17 protein-coding genes and 1 riboswitch are annotated in these 15,242 nt (G+C 45.0%); of the genes, 2 read left to right on the forward strand and 15 right to left on the reverse strand.

Annotated features, from left to right (window positions below):
- Nucleotides 1-29 precede the first annotated feature (29 nt).
- Nucleotides 30-626 carry a hypothetical protein gene (locus QNH15_RS20470; protein ID WP_283890131.1) on the reverse strand — a complete coding sequence of 199 codons (597 nt, stop codon included), beginning with the start codon at nucleotides 624-626 and terminating at the stop codon, nucleotides 30-32.
- Nucleotides 627-726: 100 nt separating this feature from the next.
- On the opposite strand from QNH15_RS20470, the gene QNH15_RS20475 reads away from it, so the two are divergent.
- Complete coding sequence (locus QNH15_RS20475; RefSeq protein WP_283890132.1) at nucleotides 727-1,356, forward strand: LysE family translocator; 630 nt, start codon at nucleotides 727-729, stop codon at nucleotides 1,354-1,356.
- A gap of 311 nt (nucleotides 1,357-1,667) precedes the next feature.
- Here QNH15_RS20475 and floT read toward each other — a convergent pair whose 3' ends face one another.
- The 9 genes from floT to QNH15_RS20520 all read right to left on the reverse strand — a co-directional run bounded on the left by floT (nucleotide 1,668) and on the right by QNH15_RS20520 (nucleotide 8,978).
- Complete coding sequence (gene floT / locus QNH15_RS20480) at nucleotides 1,668-3,224, reverse strand: flotillin lipid rafts scaffold protein FloT (RefSeq protein WP_283890133.1); 1,557 nt, start codon at nucleotides 3,222-3,224, stop codon at nucleotides 1,668-1,670.
- Nucleotides 3,225-3,247: 23 nt separating this feature from the next.
- Nucleotides 3,248-3,784 carry an NfeD family protein gene (locus QNH15_RS20485; RefSeq protein ID WP_283890134.1) on the reverse strand — a complete coding sequence of 179 codons (537 nt, stop codon included), beginning with the start codon at nucleotides 3,782-3,784 and terminating at the stop codon, nucleotides 3,248-3,250.
- Nucleotides 3,785-4,046: 262 nt separating this feature from the next.
- Nucleotides 4,047-4,658 (reverse strand): NAD(P)-binding protein, encoded by a 612-nt coding sequence (locus tag QNH15_RS20490; protein WP_283890136.1) that lies wholly within the window; start codon nucleotides 4,656-4,658, stop codon nucleotides 4,047-4,049.
- Nucleotide 4,659: 1 nt separating this feature from the next.
- Nucleotides 4,660-5,406, reverse strand: a complete 747-nt coding sequence (locus QNH15_RS20495) for a sirohydrochlorin chelatase (protein ID WP_283890138.1) — start codon at nucleotides 5,404-5,406, stop codon at nucleotides 4,660-4,662.
- Nucleotides 5,407-6,195: a uroporphyrinogen-III C-methyltransferase gene (cobA, locus tag QNH15_RS20500; protein WP_283890140.1), complete on the reverse strand. Its 789-nt coding sequence runs from the start codon at nucleotides 6,193-6,195 to the stop codon at nucleotides 5,407-5,409.
- 34 nt (nucleotides 6,196-6,229) lie between these two features.
- Nucleotides 6,230-6,829 carry an adenylyl-sulfate kinase gene (gene cysC, locus QNH15_RS20505; protein WP_061972097.1) on the reverse strand — a complete coding sequence of 200 codons (600 nt, stop codon included), beginning with the start codon at nucleotides 6,827-6,829 and terminating at the stop codon, nucleotides 6,230-6,232.
- 11 nt (nucleotides 6,830-6,840) lie between these two features.
- Nucleotides 6,841-7,989: a sulfate adenylyltransferase gene (gene sat / locus QNH15_RS20510; RefSeq protein ID WP_061972096.1), complete on the reverse strand. Its 1,149-nt coding sequence runs from the start codon at nucleotides 7,987-7,989 to the stop codon at nucleotides 6,841-6,843.
- A gap of 26 nt (nucleotides 7,990-8,015) precedes the next feature.
- Nucleotides 8,016-8,726 (reverse strand): phosphoadenylyl-sulfate reductase, encoded by a 711-nt coding sequence (locus QNH15_RS20515; RefSeq protein ID WP_283890144.1) that lies wholly within the window; start codon nucleotides 8,724-8,726, stop codon nucleotides 8,016-8,018.
- 135 nt (nucleotides 8,727-8,861) lie between these two features.
- Nucleotides 8,862-8,978 carry a YezD family protein gene (locus QNH15_RS20520; protein ID WP_420889652.1) on the reverse strand — a complete coding sequence of 39 codons (117 nt, stop codon included), beginning with the start codon at nucleotides 8,976-8,978 and terminating at the stop codon, nucleotides 8,862-8,864.
- Nucleotides 8,979-9,093: 115 nt separating this feature from the next.
- A riboswitch (SAM riboswitch) is annotated at nucleotides 9,094-9,202 on the reverse strand.
- A 229-nt stretch (nucleotides 9,203-9,431) separates the two neighbouring features.
- On the opposite strand from QNH15_RS20520, the gene QNH15_RS20525 reads away from it, so the two are divergent.
- Nucleotides 9,432-10,322 (forward strand): sulfite exporter TauE/SafE family protein, encoded by an 891-nt coding sequence (locus tag QNH15_RS20525; RefSeq protein WP_283890147.1) that lies wholly within the window; start codon nucleotides 9,432-9,434, stop codon nucleotides 10,320-10,322.
- Nucleotides 10,323-10,510: 188 nt separating this feature from the next.
- Here the strand turns inward: QNH15_RS20525 and QNH15_RS20530 are convergent, their stop codons facing one another.
- From QNH15_RS20530 to QNH15_RS20550, 5 genes are all read right to left on the reverse strand, one after another.
- Complete coding sequence (locus QNH15_RS20530) at nucleotides 10,511-12,928, reverse strand: heavy metal translocating P-type ATPase (protein WP_283890149.1); 2,418 nt, start codon at nucleotides 12,926-12,928, stop codon at nucleotides 10,511-10,513.
- Between the two features lie 81 nt (nucleotides 12,929-13,009).
- A complete protein-coding gene (gene copZ / locus QNH15_RS20535; RefSeq protein ID WP_061972092.1) occupies nucleotides 13,010-13,216 on the reverse strand; it encodes a copper chaperone CopZ in 207 nt (68 codons plus the stop codon).
- A gap of 24 nt (nucleotides 13,217-13,240) precedes the next feature.
- On the reverse strand, nucleotides 13,241-13,576 hold the full coding sequence (locus QNH15_RS20540; protein ID WP_283890151.1) for a metal-sensitive transcriptional regulator: 336 nt from the start codon (nucleotides 13,574-13,576) through the stop codon (nucleotides 13,241-13,243).
- An 85-nt stretch (nucleotides 13,577-13,661) separates the two neighbouring features.
- Nucleotides 13,662-13,883, reverse strand: coding sequence for a hypothetical protein (locus tag QNH15_RS20545; RefSeq protein WP_061972090.1), 222 nt, complete (start codon nucleotides 13,881-13,883; stop codon nucleotides 13,662-13,664).
- Between the two features lie 187 nt (nucleotides 13,884-14,070).
- Entirely contained in the window at nucleotides 14,071-15,225 is a 1,155-nt protein-coding gene (locus tag QNH15_RS20550) for an acyl-CoA dehydrogenase family protein (RefSeq protein ID WP_283890155.1), read from the reverse strand.
- Between the last annotated feature and the right edge of the window lie 17 nt (nucleotides 15,226-15,242).

Here is a 15,242-nt window from a genome sequence, read left to right on the forward strand (position 1 = left end):
CCCCCAAAATAGAGGCTTCCTGCTTTTTTTTAGCAGCCTGTAACGATAACCTTGTTCGGGTCTTTGCTGCTGCCTTCCACACCATTCATCCAGACTTCCTGAAGTTGAAGCTGCTCTCCTTCTTCAAAAACAATTTCCTCCAAGTTACGATGAAAAAGCCTTTCAAGATCTCTTTTAAAGGATTCATCTGGTCCTTTAATCATCATCCTGGAGATCGATATTTTCTCATCATTCACCGTTTCTTTTCTTGTTTGGAGTTCAATCTTAAAACGGTACGGCGTAAAAATAAACGTTCTGCGTGCTCCGATTTCCGTTTTCCAGCCCATAACGTCCGCCCGATTGCAAATGTGTTCAAGCTCTTCCTCGCTCACAAGATACCCAATATGGTCAAAGATCGGTTTCTTGCCTGCACCTAATGTAATATTCACCTTTCCCCTTCTAACCTCAATGATCCGAAAAAGGAGGGCATTCTCCCGAAAGTCTTCCCATTCAAGCGGCGGATGATAAGGTGTGACCGTACCCTTTTCCATCGCATACCGTGCTGCAACAGTAAACCCCAGTTTTCGATAATAATTTTCCGTTTCTTCTACTCGATCAGTCCAAAAATGATAATGGAATAATTTCATTGTTTCACTTCCCGTCTGCCTAATAGTTCCTTTTGTGTCTGAAATGCGATGGACAAACATATAGTGAGAGTATACAAGCTACTATACTTGGAGGCCAATTATGCTGATTCTGTTTTTACTCGGACTGGCTCTTGCAGCTTCTCCCGGTCCTGATTTTCTGTTGATGACAAAGCATACGCTCAGCCACGGGATACGTATGGGCTACGTCACGTTTCTTGGAAATCGTACAAGCTTTATCCTCCATCTTACCCTGGCTGTTCTTGGATTGTCAGTCATCTTAAAGGAATCAGCTCTATTATACTTGTTAATCCGCATGGCCGGGGCTTCATATTTAATTTATTTAGGCTATCACAACCTGTTTAGGAGAATTTCGCCTGCACATGCTCCATCGAGCATTACACACATTGCCCTTTCTTCCCTTCTTGCCTATCAGCGAGGTTTTTGGAGCAATCTTCTAAATCCAAAGGTCAGCCTCTTCTTTTTAAGCATTTTCCCTCAATTCGTTACTGCCCAACAACTGGCGTCAGAGCCATTTGGCAGTGCCCTGATTTTTCTTTCCGGCAATTCATGCTGGTATCTTGCGATTCTTCCTGTCGTCGGCATGCAGCGCATTCGCCAACAAGTAGCCCGCTTTCAATCCCATTTGGATATTCTGTTTGGTGTGCTGTTTATCGGATACGGCGGTAAAATGGTTCTCGAAGACCTTCAGCTTTTCCTGGGGTTCCTTTAGACTTCATTTTTAAAAGCAGTATCCGTTGTTGCTCTTGAGAGAAGTTTCTTTCCGTTCCAGGATGCTCGCTTTTACCGGCGCGAGCGCCTGCTTTCGCGGGGCGTGCGCTGAGCCCGTCGGCGCTAGCGCCTCATTGACCGGCGTAAACGCCTACCTGGTCTCACCTGTCACGCATATCCCGGCGGAGTCTCGCACCTTGCACTCCAATCAACTTGTCAAGGAAGATCTCCTGCAAACCACACGCATCCTTTAAAAAGTTTTCAATAAAAAAGGATCACCTGAACAATCAGGTCATCCCTTTCTATTGCTTCCTATTCCACCGGCACTGGGTCTTCGCTGCGGTCTATGGATCCCGGCTCCTTGCTTTTTTTCGCCAGGTCGTATCTTAGTCCGTCAATGCTTTGTCGTACATTGCCCTTGCCTGAAAAATTCTCAATCAGTTCCTTCATATCAATTCCAGATGATGCCTTTAACGTTTCCTGAAGGGAAGCCATGAGGTTGGTGGCATAGCCAGTCACCTTATTCGCTCCTCCGTTCTCACCATTGCCGCCAGTATCCACTACTGTGATTTTATCGATATTGGAAAGCGGGCTGGCAACTTCCTTCGCGTAAGCCGGAAGCATGGAGACGATCATATCAAGAATAGCCGCTTGACCGAACATTTCAAAGGCTTCGGCAATCTTTTCTTTCGCCTCTGCTTCAGCCAGTCCTTTCAGACGGATAACCTCGGCTTCGGTTTCCCCTTTTGCACGTTCTGCTTCTGCTTTGGAAAGCCCTTCGAGCCGCACTTTTTCGGCTTCTGCTGCTGCCATTGCCTCTACTCTGTACTTATGGGCATCTGCTTCAGCAACCTGTTTGCGTTTTTCCGCCTCTGCCGCTTGCTCTACAGAGTAACGGTCTGCATCCGCTTTTTTCTTCACTTCAGAATCATATTGTTTCTCTCGTCTCGCAATCTCTTTTTCTTCCAATTCAATTTGCTTTTGACGTTCAATAATCTTGATTTGCATCTGCTGCTCCGTTACTTCCTGCTTCGCGCGTGCTTCTTCCAGATGGTAGGCCTGGTCCGCCTTTGCTTTGGCTATATCCTGTTCTCTGCGGTATTCGGCAATTTTCAACTGGTTGATTTTTTCCGCCTCAGCCACTTCGGTCGCACGCTCAAGCTCTGACTTTTGTGCTTCTTTATTTGCTTCTGCCCGCTTGATACGGGTTTCTTTCTCCGCTTCTGCCGTCGCAATATCTGCATCACGCTTCACCTGGGCGATTCTCGGCTTACCGAGTGCTTCCAGGTATCCGTTTTTATCCCTTACATCCTTGATTGTGAAGGAAACGATGATAAGACCCATTTTTGCCAGATCTTGTGAAGCAATTCGCTGCACTTCCTGGGAAAACTTATCACGGTTTTTATAGATTTCTTCCACGGTCATGGAGCCAAGAATGGAACGCAGATGCCCTTCCAGAACTTCTCTTGCTTCAAGCTCGCGGTCTTGTTTGGTTTTTCCAAGAAACTGTTCTGCCGCTGTTGCGATTTCTCCTATCGAACTGCCAATCTTGATAATGGCGGTTCCATCAGCCGTCACAGGAACCCCCTGTTCGGTGTATACTTCGGGAGTTTGCACTTCTAACTTGCTCGAAAGAAGGCTCAGTGGTTCGGACTGTTGAAATACCGGGAATACGAAAGTTCCTCCGCCCCTGACAATCTTTATTTTGTTTCCTGATTCGTCGATATTTACATTTCTGTTCCCGAGAAAGCTCCCCGTAACAATCAGTGCCTCATCCGGACCTGCCGTCTTATACTTGGTAACAAAAACTGCAACTAACGCAATAACGATAAATACAGCAATACCTGCAACGATAAAAATAGGTGTCATCTTGTTTCCCCCTGTTCATTTATTTACAGCATTGCGGCCTGTTCATATGGCAATACATGAACGACTCCGCTTTTTACATCCACAATAAGAATTTTTTCTCCCTGCCCGATCGGCTCATTATTCAAACTGACCGCTGTTTTGGCGATATTTCCGCTGATTCCTTCAATAAATACCTCCCCAAATCCATTGGTTGGAATAGAAGTGATGACCTTCCCAATCCTTCCCCGAAGGTCTGCTTCCGAGTAGTTTAAAGACGCTTCTGCAGAGGCAAGGGGAATCAGAACAAAGATATTTAGCAGCGACACCAGAACAAAGGAGACGCCAGCTGCCAAGCCCATTATTAACCAGCTGCTGAGCGGGGTCACCATTTCCAGAATATATCCTCCCGCACTCAGCAAGGTGAAAAAGGAAAGCAAGAGCGTCGGGTTCAGGATATGGGAAAATACATCAAATGCCCCGTGAATCAAATCACTTACCAGTACATATAAAAACGTGATACATCCAAAAATAATAAGTCCTGTCAGGTAGACTGTTTCCATTGGATAACCCATGATCTCCATTCGGCACTCTCCTTTTTCAAATGACTTAAACCCTCTCCTTTTTATCCATTATATGGGATCATTATAGCATACTACTGACTCCGTTTTGGAAAAACATGTTTCTTTTTCATAATACTTCTAGCGCGCTTCATACATATAAACGTAAATTATAAGAAAAGGTTTCGCTTTTCCGCAAAAAATTTTAGAATATTTATATTTCGGTATATGTACTATACAAAAATAAAAAAGCCACCTGGGAATTTGCACTGTGTGCAATTCCAAATCAGGTGACTTTTTGGTCAAGTGTATCGATGAATGCCTGTTGTTTTTCAACAGAGCGAATGTACTGTTCGTCCTGCATTTCATGAAGAAGTTTCTGCTTTTCATCAGGGGAAGCCTTCCATTTTTTCAGCTTTTCCCGACAGTAAAAAAGGAATTCCGTATAGCCTGCGTAATCCTCCGGATAAGCGGCCAACAAATCATTCCTGATTCGTTTAGCAAGAATGGGACTGGCTCCTCCGGTAGAAACGGAGAGTACTAATCGGCCTCTTCTTGCTACTGCAGGAACGGTAAAACTGCCAAGTGTAGGCTGGTCGACGACATTAACCAGGCGGGATGGGCCGGCATACCGGACCACCTCCTGGTTCGCTACAGGATCATTGGTAGCTGCAAAAATAATGAAAGCATCCTCGTAATCCACTGGCTCCGCTTTTTTCTGTTTCCACATTACCTTATTGGCAGCATGAAGAGATTTAATCTCATCAGTAGCTTCGGGGCTGATGACCTGCACGAACGCGCCGGCTTCCAATAGACCTTGGATTTTCCGAAAAGCTACCGTTCCACCACCGACAACAACAGCCTGCTTTCCCTTCAGCTCAAGAACAATCGGATACATCCTACACAACCGTCCGGTGTCTTTGGGCCTCATCTATCCTCGAAAGCAGTACCTCTTGAAGAACGGGATGATAGCCAAGCGCCTCACACAGGATTAACTCCTGACCAGTCTCCCTGGCCTGCTCGGCAATGGCCTTTTTCATTCCGCTTAAAAGGATGCCGGGAAACAGTAGATAAGGCACAACAATCACTTGTTCATATCCCCATCCGGCCAGTCTCAGCATTTCCTCAAAGCTGGGCTGTGCTGCAGTTAGAAAACAGGTTTCAATGGGAGGAATTTTATAGTTTTCCTCAAGATGAGCAGCAATAGCCTTTAGATCCCTTTTCACGTCAGGGTCACTGCTCCCTCTGCCGACAAGCAGGATGAGTGACTTTTCCTTAAAAGCATCCGTAGATTCTGTAATCCGTTCCCATAATAATGAAGAAATGGATTCATGAACACCAAAGGGCTTACCATATGAGAACTCGATATGTGGAAAACGTTCCTGCTGGATCTGCAGTTCTCTGGGAATGTCTTCTTTTGCATGAGCCGCTGTCAATAAAAGAATAGGAATAGCACAAATAGAAGTGGCTCCTTGCCGTACGCAAGATTCGACACCTTTGGCAATGTCCGGCTTGGACAGCTCTAAAAAACAAACTTCTTTAATAGGGTAATCAATATGCCTCATACACTGCTCGGCAAATTCTCTTGCCTTTTCCGTACCAGCTTTTGTTCTGCTGCCATGGCAGATGAGGAGCAATGCTTTCATTTACAACGCCTCACTTATCATAATAGAAGAAGGTTCGTTTTTGGCCAGTGTCTTTTCAAACCAGCTGATTTGGTCACGGAGTCCCACGACTTCTCCAATAATAATCATGCTGGGATTCTCTATACCTTCCTGCCTGGCCACATTTTCAATGGTAGCAAGCGTCCCGGTGGCCGTCCGCTGCTCGGCTGTTGATCCCCATTGAATCAAAGCTGCAGGGGTATATTTGCTCTTACCATACTTTATCAGACTTTCGCAGATATAGGGAAGATTTTTGACTCCCATATAAATAGCGATCGTATCAATACCTTTGGCCAGGCTTTTCCACTTTTGCACTTCATCCTGTCCTTCTTTTCTGTGGCCGGTGACGATGGCAAAGCTCGCACTGAAATCCCGGTGAGTAACCGGAATCCCTGCATAAGCAGGGACAGCGATGCCAGATGTAATTCCCGGTACCACTTCAAATTCGATCTGATGCTTAACAAGGACCTCTGCTTCCTCCCCGCCTCTGCCAAACACAAATGGATCTCCACCTTTTAAACGGGTGACAGTTTTTCCATTTTTGGCATGCTTAACAAGAAAATGATTGATCGTTTCCTGCTGCATGGTATGAAAACCCGGCAGCTTTCCGCAATAAATCAAATCGGCATCCAGACGGGCATAATTCAACAGCTCTTTATTCACAAGCCTGTCATAAAGGATGATATCTGCTTCCCTGATACATCTGACACCTTTTACAGTGATAAGTTCCGCATCACCCGGCCCTGCTCCCACCAAATATACTTTGCCCATGTTCATCACCTGCCTTCCTTAAAATATTTAAAAGTTAAATCAGATTTTTGCTTTCAAGATACGCAATAACTTGTGCCGTACATTCTTCAATGCTGGAGGCCTGTGTATCCACAACAAATTCAGGTGAAGCTGGTTCTTCATATGGTGAATCAATTCCGGTAAATTCCCGGATCTCGCCTTTTCTTGCCTTTTTGTATAATCCTTTTGGATCCCGGTTCTCACATTCCTCAAGCGGGCATTTTACATAAATTTCATGAAATTCGCCTTCACCAAGAATCTGTCTTGCGCTCTCCCGGTCTTCAATAAAAGGAGAGATAAAAGCTGTAAGAACGACAGTTCCACTGTCAACGAATAATTTAGATACTTCTCCGATCCGACGGATGTTTTCTTTCCTGTCCTCATCTGAAAACCCAAGATCTTTATTTAACCCGTGGCGGATGTTGTCGCCATCCAACACATAGTTTCTGACCTGGCGCTGATACAGCTCTTTTGCCAATTCATTCGCCAGAGTGGATTTACCGGAACCGGACAATCCTGTCAGCCAGATGACAAAGCTCTGGTGGGCATTTTGTTTTCTTCTGTCTTCTTTGGTTACAGCCGACTGGTGCCATGTAATGTTTTGTGCCTGACTCATTTTGCTCCTCCTTATGCCTTTGCCGGTTCTTTTTCTTTTAGTCCTTTAATCAGGACTTCCACTACTTCTTTGCGGCTGAATTCGGCTGGTGGAAGCTCTCCGTTTCTCAGCAATTCCCTTACCTTTGTTCCGGAAAGGATGACATGATATTCCTTGTCGTGAGGGCATGTTTTGGAAGATGCCATTCCCTCGCACTTTACACAGTAAAAACTGTGCTCGAAAAACATCGGAGTAATCCCGAGCTCTTCGGATGTAAATCGGGTGAAGATTTTCTGAGCATCATACGTGCCGTAATAGTTGCCGACTCCGGCATGGTCCCTTCCGACGATAAAGTGTGTACAGCCGAAGTTTTTACGGACCATGGCATGAAAAATAGCTTCGCGAGGTCCGGCATATCTCATCGCTGCCGGGAATACGGCCAGGAACACACGATCTTTCGGATAGTAGTTTTTAAGCAGAATTTCATAGCTTTCCATACGGACATCAGCCGGAATATCGTCTGATTTGGTTTCACCAACCAACGGATTAAGGAAAAGTCCGTCTACTGTCTCAAGCGCTGTTTTTTGAATATATTCATGTGCACGGTGAACTGGGTTCCTTGTTTGGAAGCCCACAATCGTTTTCCATCCCCGTTCCTCAAATTCTTTGCGGGTTTCCGCTGGATCAAGACGGTACTCATTGAACCGGTCCTTTTTCGGACGTTTTACCAGTTTAACCGGACCACCAATATAATAGGAAGGGCGTTCTAAAATCTTCTTTACTCCCGGGTGCTCAACATCGGTTGTTTGATAGACTTGCTGTGCTTCATGTTTAATATCCGGACGGTAAACATCCTGCACCTCGATGACACCATAGGTTTCCCCGTTAAACGTAAGCTTTACTTCGTCACCGGTTGAAAGGGTACGTGCTGTTTTTTCCTGTACCGGAAGGACGATCGGAATACTCCATACTGCGCCATCTGCCAGACGGAGATCGTTTACAACTGATAAATAATCTTTTTCTGTCAGAAATCCGGTAATCGGACTATATGCTCCTATCCCAATCAGCTCAAGATCGCTCAATGAGGTGGCATCCAGTTCCACTTCTTTTTGAATATGGTTTGTTGAATATTCTGGTTCGTATCGGTTAATGAGTTTTCCTCCGTGCGGTAAAATAGCCATTTAAATTGTTCCTCCTGTAATTGAAATTATTGGTGAAGACCACATTCTGTTTTACCCTGACCGGACCAACGGCCAGATCTTGCATCTCCTGACGCCCAATCGGCAGGAAGAGTACAAGGCTGACATCCGATGCTCGGGTAGCCCTGGTCGTGCAACGTATTATAGGGGAGACTATGTTTATGTGCATATCTCCATATGTCTTTATACGTCCAATGGATCAGCGGACATATTTTAATGGATTTGAAGCGGTTATCTTTATTCACATATTGAGTATTGCGCCTTGTTTCTGACTGTTCTCTTCTGAGCCCTGAAAGCCACGCTGAGGCACCGCTCAGTGTTTCTTCAAGTGGAATCACCTTTCTGATTTGGCAGCATAGGTTTGGATTCCTTTTCCATAGTTCGTCACCATGTTCGCCCGCTTGTTCGGCGACAGTGAGTGCCGGTTTCTTCATTTCAATATTAAGTGACGGATATTTTTCTTTCGCTTTTTCAATAACTTCATAGGTTTCTTTAAAATGAAGGCCCGTATCAAGAAAAACAACCCGTGCATCGGGCTTGACCTTTGAAATCAAATCTACGAGTACGCTGCCCTCTATGCCAAAGCTGCAGGCATAAACCAATTCATCTCCGTAATAATCGTAGGCCCATTGCAGGACTTCCATCGCGCCTTTTGTTTCGCTGTCTGATGGGAACGGGAAATCATGTTCCTGCTCCTCCCATGTATCATACTTAAGCATAGTAAACCACCCCTTTTAGTAAGCATATGGCTCTCGATGCAAAATGTTTATCCTTTTGCACATTTTTATAAAAAAAGGCCGATATATCAACAAATATGGAAGCATCCGCCTCTAGTTTTCTAGTCAGCGAATGGTTTACTTGAATCGAACCTTTTCATTTTTTTCAATCTGGATCAGTTTTCCATCTTGAACAATCAATGTAATGGAACCATATCTTATACTGTTCAGCATTTCTTTCAACTGCTCAAAAATTTCATCCTGGTTTGGACCGTTTACCACATCAGAACCTCCTTATTCTCTGGTTTGCTCGCTTTTGGACAATAAAAAAAACTTCCCATTTCGGAAAGGCTGACGAGGTAAACATATTACCTTATCTTCCAAAATGTAATAAACATTCTGCTGGAGTTAGCACCTTGCAAAAATTGCAGGTTGCCGGGTTTCATCGGGCCAGTTCCCTTCACCACTCTGGATAAGTTTTTTTATTTTTTTAAATAATACCACATATTTATTACAAAGGAAACCCTATTATTCATATCGGATTAAAAAATATTTATTGAAAATTTGTTTAAATATTATTGACAGAGTTCACTGTTATTGAATATAGTAAATATTAATTTAATCACACTAAGCTGATCGGAAAAACCGAAGGCTCTTAACAAACAGTAGTTAGGAGTCTTTTTTTTTACGTGACAGGAGGAGTAAACCATGAAAAAATTGATTGTCTTGGCACTAATCGGCCTCGTGGCCCAACTCATTGACGGATCGCTCGGTATGGCCTACGGACTGACTTCAACTTCCCTGCTGCTTGCCTTCGGAATCGCACCCGCCGTTGCCTCGGCTTCCGTGCATTTTGCTGAAGTCGTTACTACTGCAGCTTCCGGGGTTTCTCATATACGCTTTGGAAATGTGGATAAAAAGATTATCTATCGGCTTATTATTCCGGGATCAATCGGTGCCTTCGCTGGCGCTTGCTTCTTGTCAAGCCTTCCCGGTGACATTGTAAAGCCTTATGTATCCTTTTTCCTGCTATTTCTAGGATTTTATATTCTTTACCGTTTTTTATTTAAAAAGAACAATAAAGTAACGGAGCACGAAAAAGCGTTCAGCCGCAAGCAGCTCATTCCCCTGGGATTGGTTGCCGGATTCCTTGATGCGACAGGCGGCGGAGGATGGGGGCCGGTAGCCACTCCGGTCCTGCTGGCCAAAAACGGAACGTCTACAAGAAAAGTCATTGGCTCTGTTGATACAAGTGAATTTGCGGTTGCCTTATCCGCAACCATCGGTTTCCTGATCTCCCTTGGTTGGCATCAGGTGAACTGGATGTGGGTCATTGCCCTTATGGCCGGCGGATTGATTGCTGCACCGATCGCAGCTTATCTTGTTAAGATTATTCCTTCCCATATTCTCGGTGTTGTGGTGGGCGGACTAATTATCTTTACGAATGCCCGCACCATCCTTCAAACGGTTGGGGTTTCAGGAACATCTTTACAGTCCGTGTATACGATTCTTGGGGTACTCTGGGTGGCGGGCATCGTGTACAGCCTCCGTAAAAACAAAAAAACCAGCAATCTTTCTCTTTCAAAAAGAACAGGCTGATTCACACAAAAAAGCTTCGGTATGCTAAGCATGACCGAAGCTTTTTTGGATTTTTTTGACATTTACGATAAAAGGATAGGTGGTCACTTTCCCGTTAACAAGCCATAAGCTGCCATAATGAGAATCAGAATCCCAGCAGCTGAAAGTACCCATTTTCTGATAATCGCAGGCATCACCAGACTCCACCTTCACAATTTGATCCTTTGCAACCTTAGGGCGTTTAGCACAACGGATACCGAACTGAAGGCCATAGCCGCCCCTGCCAGCCAGGGAGCCAAAAATCCGGAAGCGGCAAAAGGGATTCCAATCGCGTTGTAGGCAAATGCCCAGAACAGATTTTGTTTAATGTTGCGAATGGTCTTTCGACTCATAAAAATGGCGTCGGCAATGCTGTTTAGATCTCCCCGGATTAATGTAATATCCGCGGCCTCCATAGCTACATCCGCACCGGTCCCAATGGCCATTCCAATATCCGCTAAAGCCAGAGCAGGTGCATCATTTATTCCGTCACCGACCATCGCTATTTTTTTCCCTTTTTCCTGCAGATTTTTTACTTCTTCCGCTTTTCCTTCCGGAAGTACTCCTGCAATCACATGCTCGATTCCAACCTGACGGGCGATGGCATTTGCTGTGCGGTCATTGTCACCGGTGATCATCCAGACATCAATATGCATCTCCTTCAGACGCCCAACCGCTTCCTTCGATGTTTCTTTAACCGTATCAGCAACCGCCAACATGCCTGCGAAGCCTCCCTCTATACCGACAAGCATAACCGTTTTTCCCTGTTCCTCTAATTCCTTCATTTTTCCAAAGGCTTTTTCAGGGTTGATTCCATATTCTTTCATCAGCTTGCGGTTGCCAATAAGAACAGACCGGTCTTGAATGTGAACTTTGATTCCATGCCCAGGCAATGCTTCAAATTCACGTGAAGGAAGGGCCGTTAATTTTTTCTCTTTCATGGCTTCAACAATCGCTTGTGCCAGTGGATGTTCTGAATTTCTTTCAGCACTGCCAGCCAGTAACAGCAGTTCTTCCTTTTCCATACCGTTTTCTGGCAGGATATCCGTAACAACCGGTCGTCCATAGGTCACCGTCCCGGTTTTATCCAGTATGACCGTATCAATGCGATGGGTATTTTCCAGATGCTCTCCGCCTTTAAAAAGGATGCCGTACTCGGCTGCTCTTCCTGATCCTGCCATGATGGACGTAGGCGTTGCCAGCCCAAGCGCACACGGACAGGCAATAACAAGTACCGCAATCAGTTTTTCAAGTGATTCTGAAAAATCACCAGGGGAAACTCCAAAAAACCAAATCAAGAATGTCAGGACAGCCAATCCAACAACAATAGGGACAAATATTCCCGAGATGCGGTCAGCCAGCCGCTGAATCGGAGCCTTTGAACCTTGCGCTTCCTCAACTACTTTAATGATCTGGGATAATGCCGTATCTTTTCCAACCTTTGTCGCCTTCATCTTTAAGAATCCGTTGCGGTTGATCGTTGCCCCGATCAGAAGGTCACCGGCTTCCTTATCCACAGGAACACTTTCTCCAGTCAGCATGGATTCATCAACAGCCGAACGGCCCTCCACGACTTCTCCGTCCACCGGCACCTTTTCTCCCGGCTTGATGTAAACCAAATCTCCGGGGATGACTTCTGCCAGTGGCACTTCCACTTCACTTCCATCCCGCTCGACCAGTGCGGTTTTCGCTTGAAGACCCATCAGTTTTTTAATCGCATCAGAAGATCTTCCCTTTGCCCTTGCTTCAAACCACTTCCCAAGAATGATCAATGTAAGCAATACAGCGGAGGTTTCAAAATACAATTCAGGCATATGAAGTCCTCTGACAGCCGAACGAATACTGAGATAAAGGCTGTAAAAATAAGCAGCTGACGTTCCAAGTGCGACAAGAACATCCATATTGGCGCTCTTATTTTTCAACGCTTTGTAGGCCCCACTATAAAATTGTTTGCCGATGACAAATTGAACCGGGGTAGCCAGAGCGAGCTGCACCCAGGGGTTCATGAACATTGCAGGTACATAAAGAAAGGATGTAAATGAAAAATGACTGGCCATTGCCCATAACAGCGGCAAGGAAAGAATCAGTGAAAAAAGAAATTTGCCGAGCTGGTTTTGAATTTCTTTTTCCCTCAGCTGAGCCGTTTGTTCGCCTTCGCCCTTTTTGAGACGGGCACCGTACCCGAGGTCTTCTATTTTCCTGATCATATCGGCGGCAGAAACCTGCGAAGGCAAGTAGCTCACCGTTGCCGATTCAAGAGGAAGATTCACAGTGGCTTCAATGACACCCTCCAATTTGTTCAGCCCTTTTTCGATTCGTGCAGAACAGGCGGCACAGGTCATGCCAGTAATCTCTAACTTTTCTTTTTCTCCTGAAATTCCGTAGCCGAGGTCTTCTATCTTTTGCTGAAATTGTTTGGATGACGTTTTCTGGGGATCATACACGACTTTTGATCTCTCCAAGGCCAGGTTAACGTTAGCATCTTCAACTCCATCCAGCTTTTTCAGTCCTTTTTCTATACGCATCGCACAGGCTGCACAGGTCATTCCGGAGATTGGCAGAGTCGTTTCTTTGAGATTTGGTTCCATGAAATTCACCTCTTTATACCCTTGTAGGGTATATTTTTATCCAAAAAGAGAACGCGCATCCGCACGTTTCTCTTTATACCGTCAGGCTACATCATAACCCTGATCATCAATGGTATCTTTTATTTTATCCAGTCCAACTTTATTGGCATCATATTTTACTTCCACTGTTCCTTCTTCAAGGTGTACATGAACTTGTTCTACACCCGGAAGTTTGCCTACACTTCCTTCTACTGCATTCACACAATGCGCACAAGACATTCCTTTAACATTCAATGTTACGTTCTCCATGGTAATATCCTCCTTCAATATGGCTTATTTCATTAATTTCTTTACAGTAATCAAGAGCTCATCTATAACTTCAAGCTCTCCTTCTTGTATGCGCTCTACTACACAGCTTCTCATATGACCTTCAAGAAGAAGTTTTCCAACGCTGTTCAGGGCAGATTGAATGGCAGAAAGCTGAGTAAGAACATCATCGCAATACGTATCGCGTTCAATCATACCTTTTACACCCCGTATTTGTCCTTCAATACGGTTTAGCCTGGTCAGCAGATTGCTTTTCATTTTATCCGAATGGTGACTTTTCCTTTCGGCAGAACAGTGCATATCTTGCTCTTCAATCTCCATTGCAATCATCTCCTTACTCATAACTTACCATACCCCCCTACCCTATGTAAAGGGCAAAGCTTATTTCTACTTTACCCCATCTTATAAAAAAATAACATCCAGGCTATTAGCTGCATGATTTTCCAAAGGATCTCCAGGTAGCCAGTTTTTTGGCCGCATGAAACAATTCTTTTTTCAGCCGTTTTATTTCCAGTTCAGATTCCCTTTTTACAGTTTGGAGTTCATTCCATTCGTCTTCACTGACAACTAAAAGACCATTGTTGTGAAGCAGGTTAAGCGAATGTTCACCCAGAATCTGTACCGTTCTTTCTTCAGAACTGTTTCTCATCCTGTACACCCCGTTTCATCATAGTGATTAACCAACATATTCTGCGCTAAATGACCATTCTCCTTTCACCCTTTAGCAACAATATTTCCCAAATACTGTGATAATGGTTCAGAGATTACTCATCACTAAAATGCTCTTACAGTTTAAAAAAGAGAGGGTGGATACATCCACCTCTCTCCGTCTATGTTTAATCAGATAGGGCCTGCCTGGCAAACAGGGCGATGACCGCATCATCCATCGGCGGATTATGCAGTCCTGCCCGGACATCCCGATAATACCGCTGCAGCGGATTATCCTTGAACAAGCTGTGTGCGCCGACAATTCTCATGGCCAGGTCCACCACTTCATTCGCACTGTTGGTGGCCACATATTTCACCGCAGCCAGAGAGCTGCCAAGATTTTTTCTGTTTTGCGGTTCAGCTTCCCAGCGTTCAATCACGCCATACATGAGCTGTCTGGCTTTAAAAAGCTCCACATCCATTAAGCCGATCTTCCGCTGCACTTCAGGGACGTCTTTAATCGGCCCTTTCAGGCTGTTTGGCTCATACGTTTTCGCAAATTCAACAGCGAAGTCCCTTGCTGCTCTTGCAATGCCCAGATAGCATGCAGGAATATGGAGAAGCCAGCCTTTTGGCAGCTGCTGATTGCCCTCCTGATCTGCAGTTTCCACGAGATTCTCAGACTCAACTGCTACATTTTTCAGCACCAGGTCATCACTTCGCGTGCCACGCATCCCCAAAGTGTCCCATCTTTCTTCAATGGAAACCCCAGGCTGCTTATGAGAGACAAGGAAAGAAGAAACCTGATCCGAATCCTTTACTGAAGCAGAAATGATCGAGTAATCCAGGGCCGGTGCCATGGATGTAAATGATTTTCGGCCATTTAACATCCATTGATTTCCCTTTCGCTCTGCTGTTGTTTGGGGTTTGCCCCCTCGTGTCGGGCTTCCGGTTGCGGGCTCTGTCGATGCCCGGTTTACGAGACTCTTGGAATGAACAATGCTTTTGCAAAGCTTCTCAAATGTTTGCTCTTTCCATGACTGGCGGTCATCCAAATCCATAACCACACCAAGATGCCAGCCGACAGATAGAGCTGTGGAGCCGTCTCCCCGTGCAATTTCTTCTTGAAATAAAATGTAATCGTACAGACTAATTTCCTGTCCTCCATACTTTTCCGGTACGGTCAATGACAAATAGCCGGCCTCTCCCAGGTCTTTAAAATTCTCAAATGGAAACGTACCCTCCTCATCATGTAAAGGTGCCCGCTCTGCAAACTGTAAGCGTAGTTCTTTAAGCTTTTCCATCCATCGGTACTGAAAGTCAGTTTTAACAAAATCGATCATGGTCTCACCATCTATTC

It is taken from the genome of Fictibacillus enclensis, assembly GCF_030123385.1.
Lineage (GTDB): Bacteria > Bacillota > Bacilli > Bacillales > Fictibacillaceae > Fictibacillus_C > Fictibacillus_C enclensis.

Bases quoted from the DNA above. Each gene is read 5' to 3' on its own strand.
- QNH15_RS20530 (WP_283890149.1), bottom strand. From the start codon at position 12,928: ATGGAACCAAATCTCAAAGAAACGACTCTGCCAATCTCCGGAATGACC.
- QNH15_RS20485 (WP_283890134.1), bottom strand. From the start codon at position 3,784: ATGGAGATCATGGGTTATCCAATGGAAACAGTCTACCTGACAGGACTT.
- cysC (WP_061972097.1), bottom strand. From the start codon at position 6,829: ATGAGTCAGGCACAAAACATTACATGGCACCAGTCGGCTGTAACCAAA.
- QNH15_RS20540 (WP_283890151.1), bottom strand. From the start codon at position 13,576: ATGAGTAAGGAGATGATTGCAATGGAGATTGAAGAGCAAGATATGCAC.
- floT (WP_283890133.1), bottom strand. From the start codon at position 3,224: ATGACACCTATTTTTATCGTTGCAGGTATTGCTGTATTTATCGTTATT.
- sat (WP_061972096.1), bottom strand. From the start codon at position 7,989: ATGGCTATTTTACCGCACGGAGGAAAACTCATTAACCGATACGAACCA.
- copZ (WP_061972092.1), bottom strand. From the start codon at position 13,216: ATGGAGAACGTAACATTGAATGTTAAAGGAATGTCTTGTGCGCATTGT.
- QNH15_RS20470 (WP_283890131.1), bottom strand. From the start codon at position 626: ATGAAATTATTCCATTATCATTTTTGGACTGATCGAGTAGAAGAAACG.
- QNH15_RS20515 (WP_283890144.1), bottom strand. From the start codon at position 8,726: ATGCTTAAGTATGATACATGGGAGGAGCAGGAACATGATTTCCCGTTC.
- QNH15_RS20525 (WP_283890147.1), top strand. From the start codon at position 9,432: ATGAAAAAATTGATTGTCTTGGCACTAATCGGCCTCGTGGCCCAACTC.
- QNH15_RS20545 (WP_061972090.1), bottom strand. From the start codon at position 13,883: ATGAGAAACAGTTCTGAAGAAAGAACGGTACAGATTCTGGGTGAACAT.
- QNH15_RS20550 (WP_283890155.1), bottom strand. From the start codon at position 15,225: ATGATCGATTTTGTTAAAACTGACTTTCAGTACCGATGGATGGAAAAG.
- cobA (WP_283890140.1), bottom strand. From the start codon at position 6,195: ATGGGCAAAGTATATTTGGTGGGAGCAGGGCCGGGTGATGCGGAACTT.
- QNH15_RS20490 (WP_283890136.1), bottom strand. From the start codon at position 4,658: ATGTATCCGATTGTTCTTGAGCTGAAGGGAAAGCAGGCTGTTGTTGTC.
- QNH15_RS20475 (WP_283890132.1), top strand. From the start codon at position 727: ATGCTGATTCTGTTTTTACTCGGACTGGCTCTTGCAGCTTCTCCCGGT.
- QNH15_RS20495 (WP_283890138.1), bottom strand. From the start codon at position 5,406: ATGAAAGCATTGCTCCTCATCTGCCATGGCAGCAGAACAAAAGCTGGT.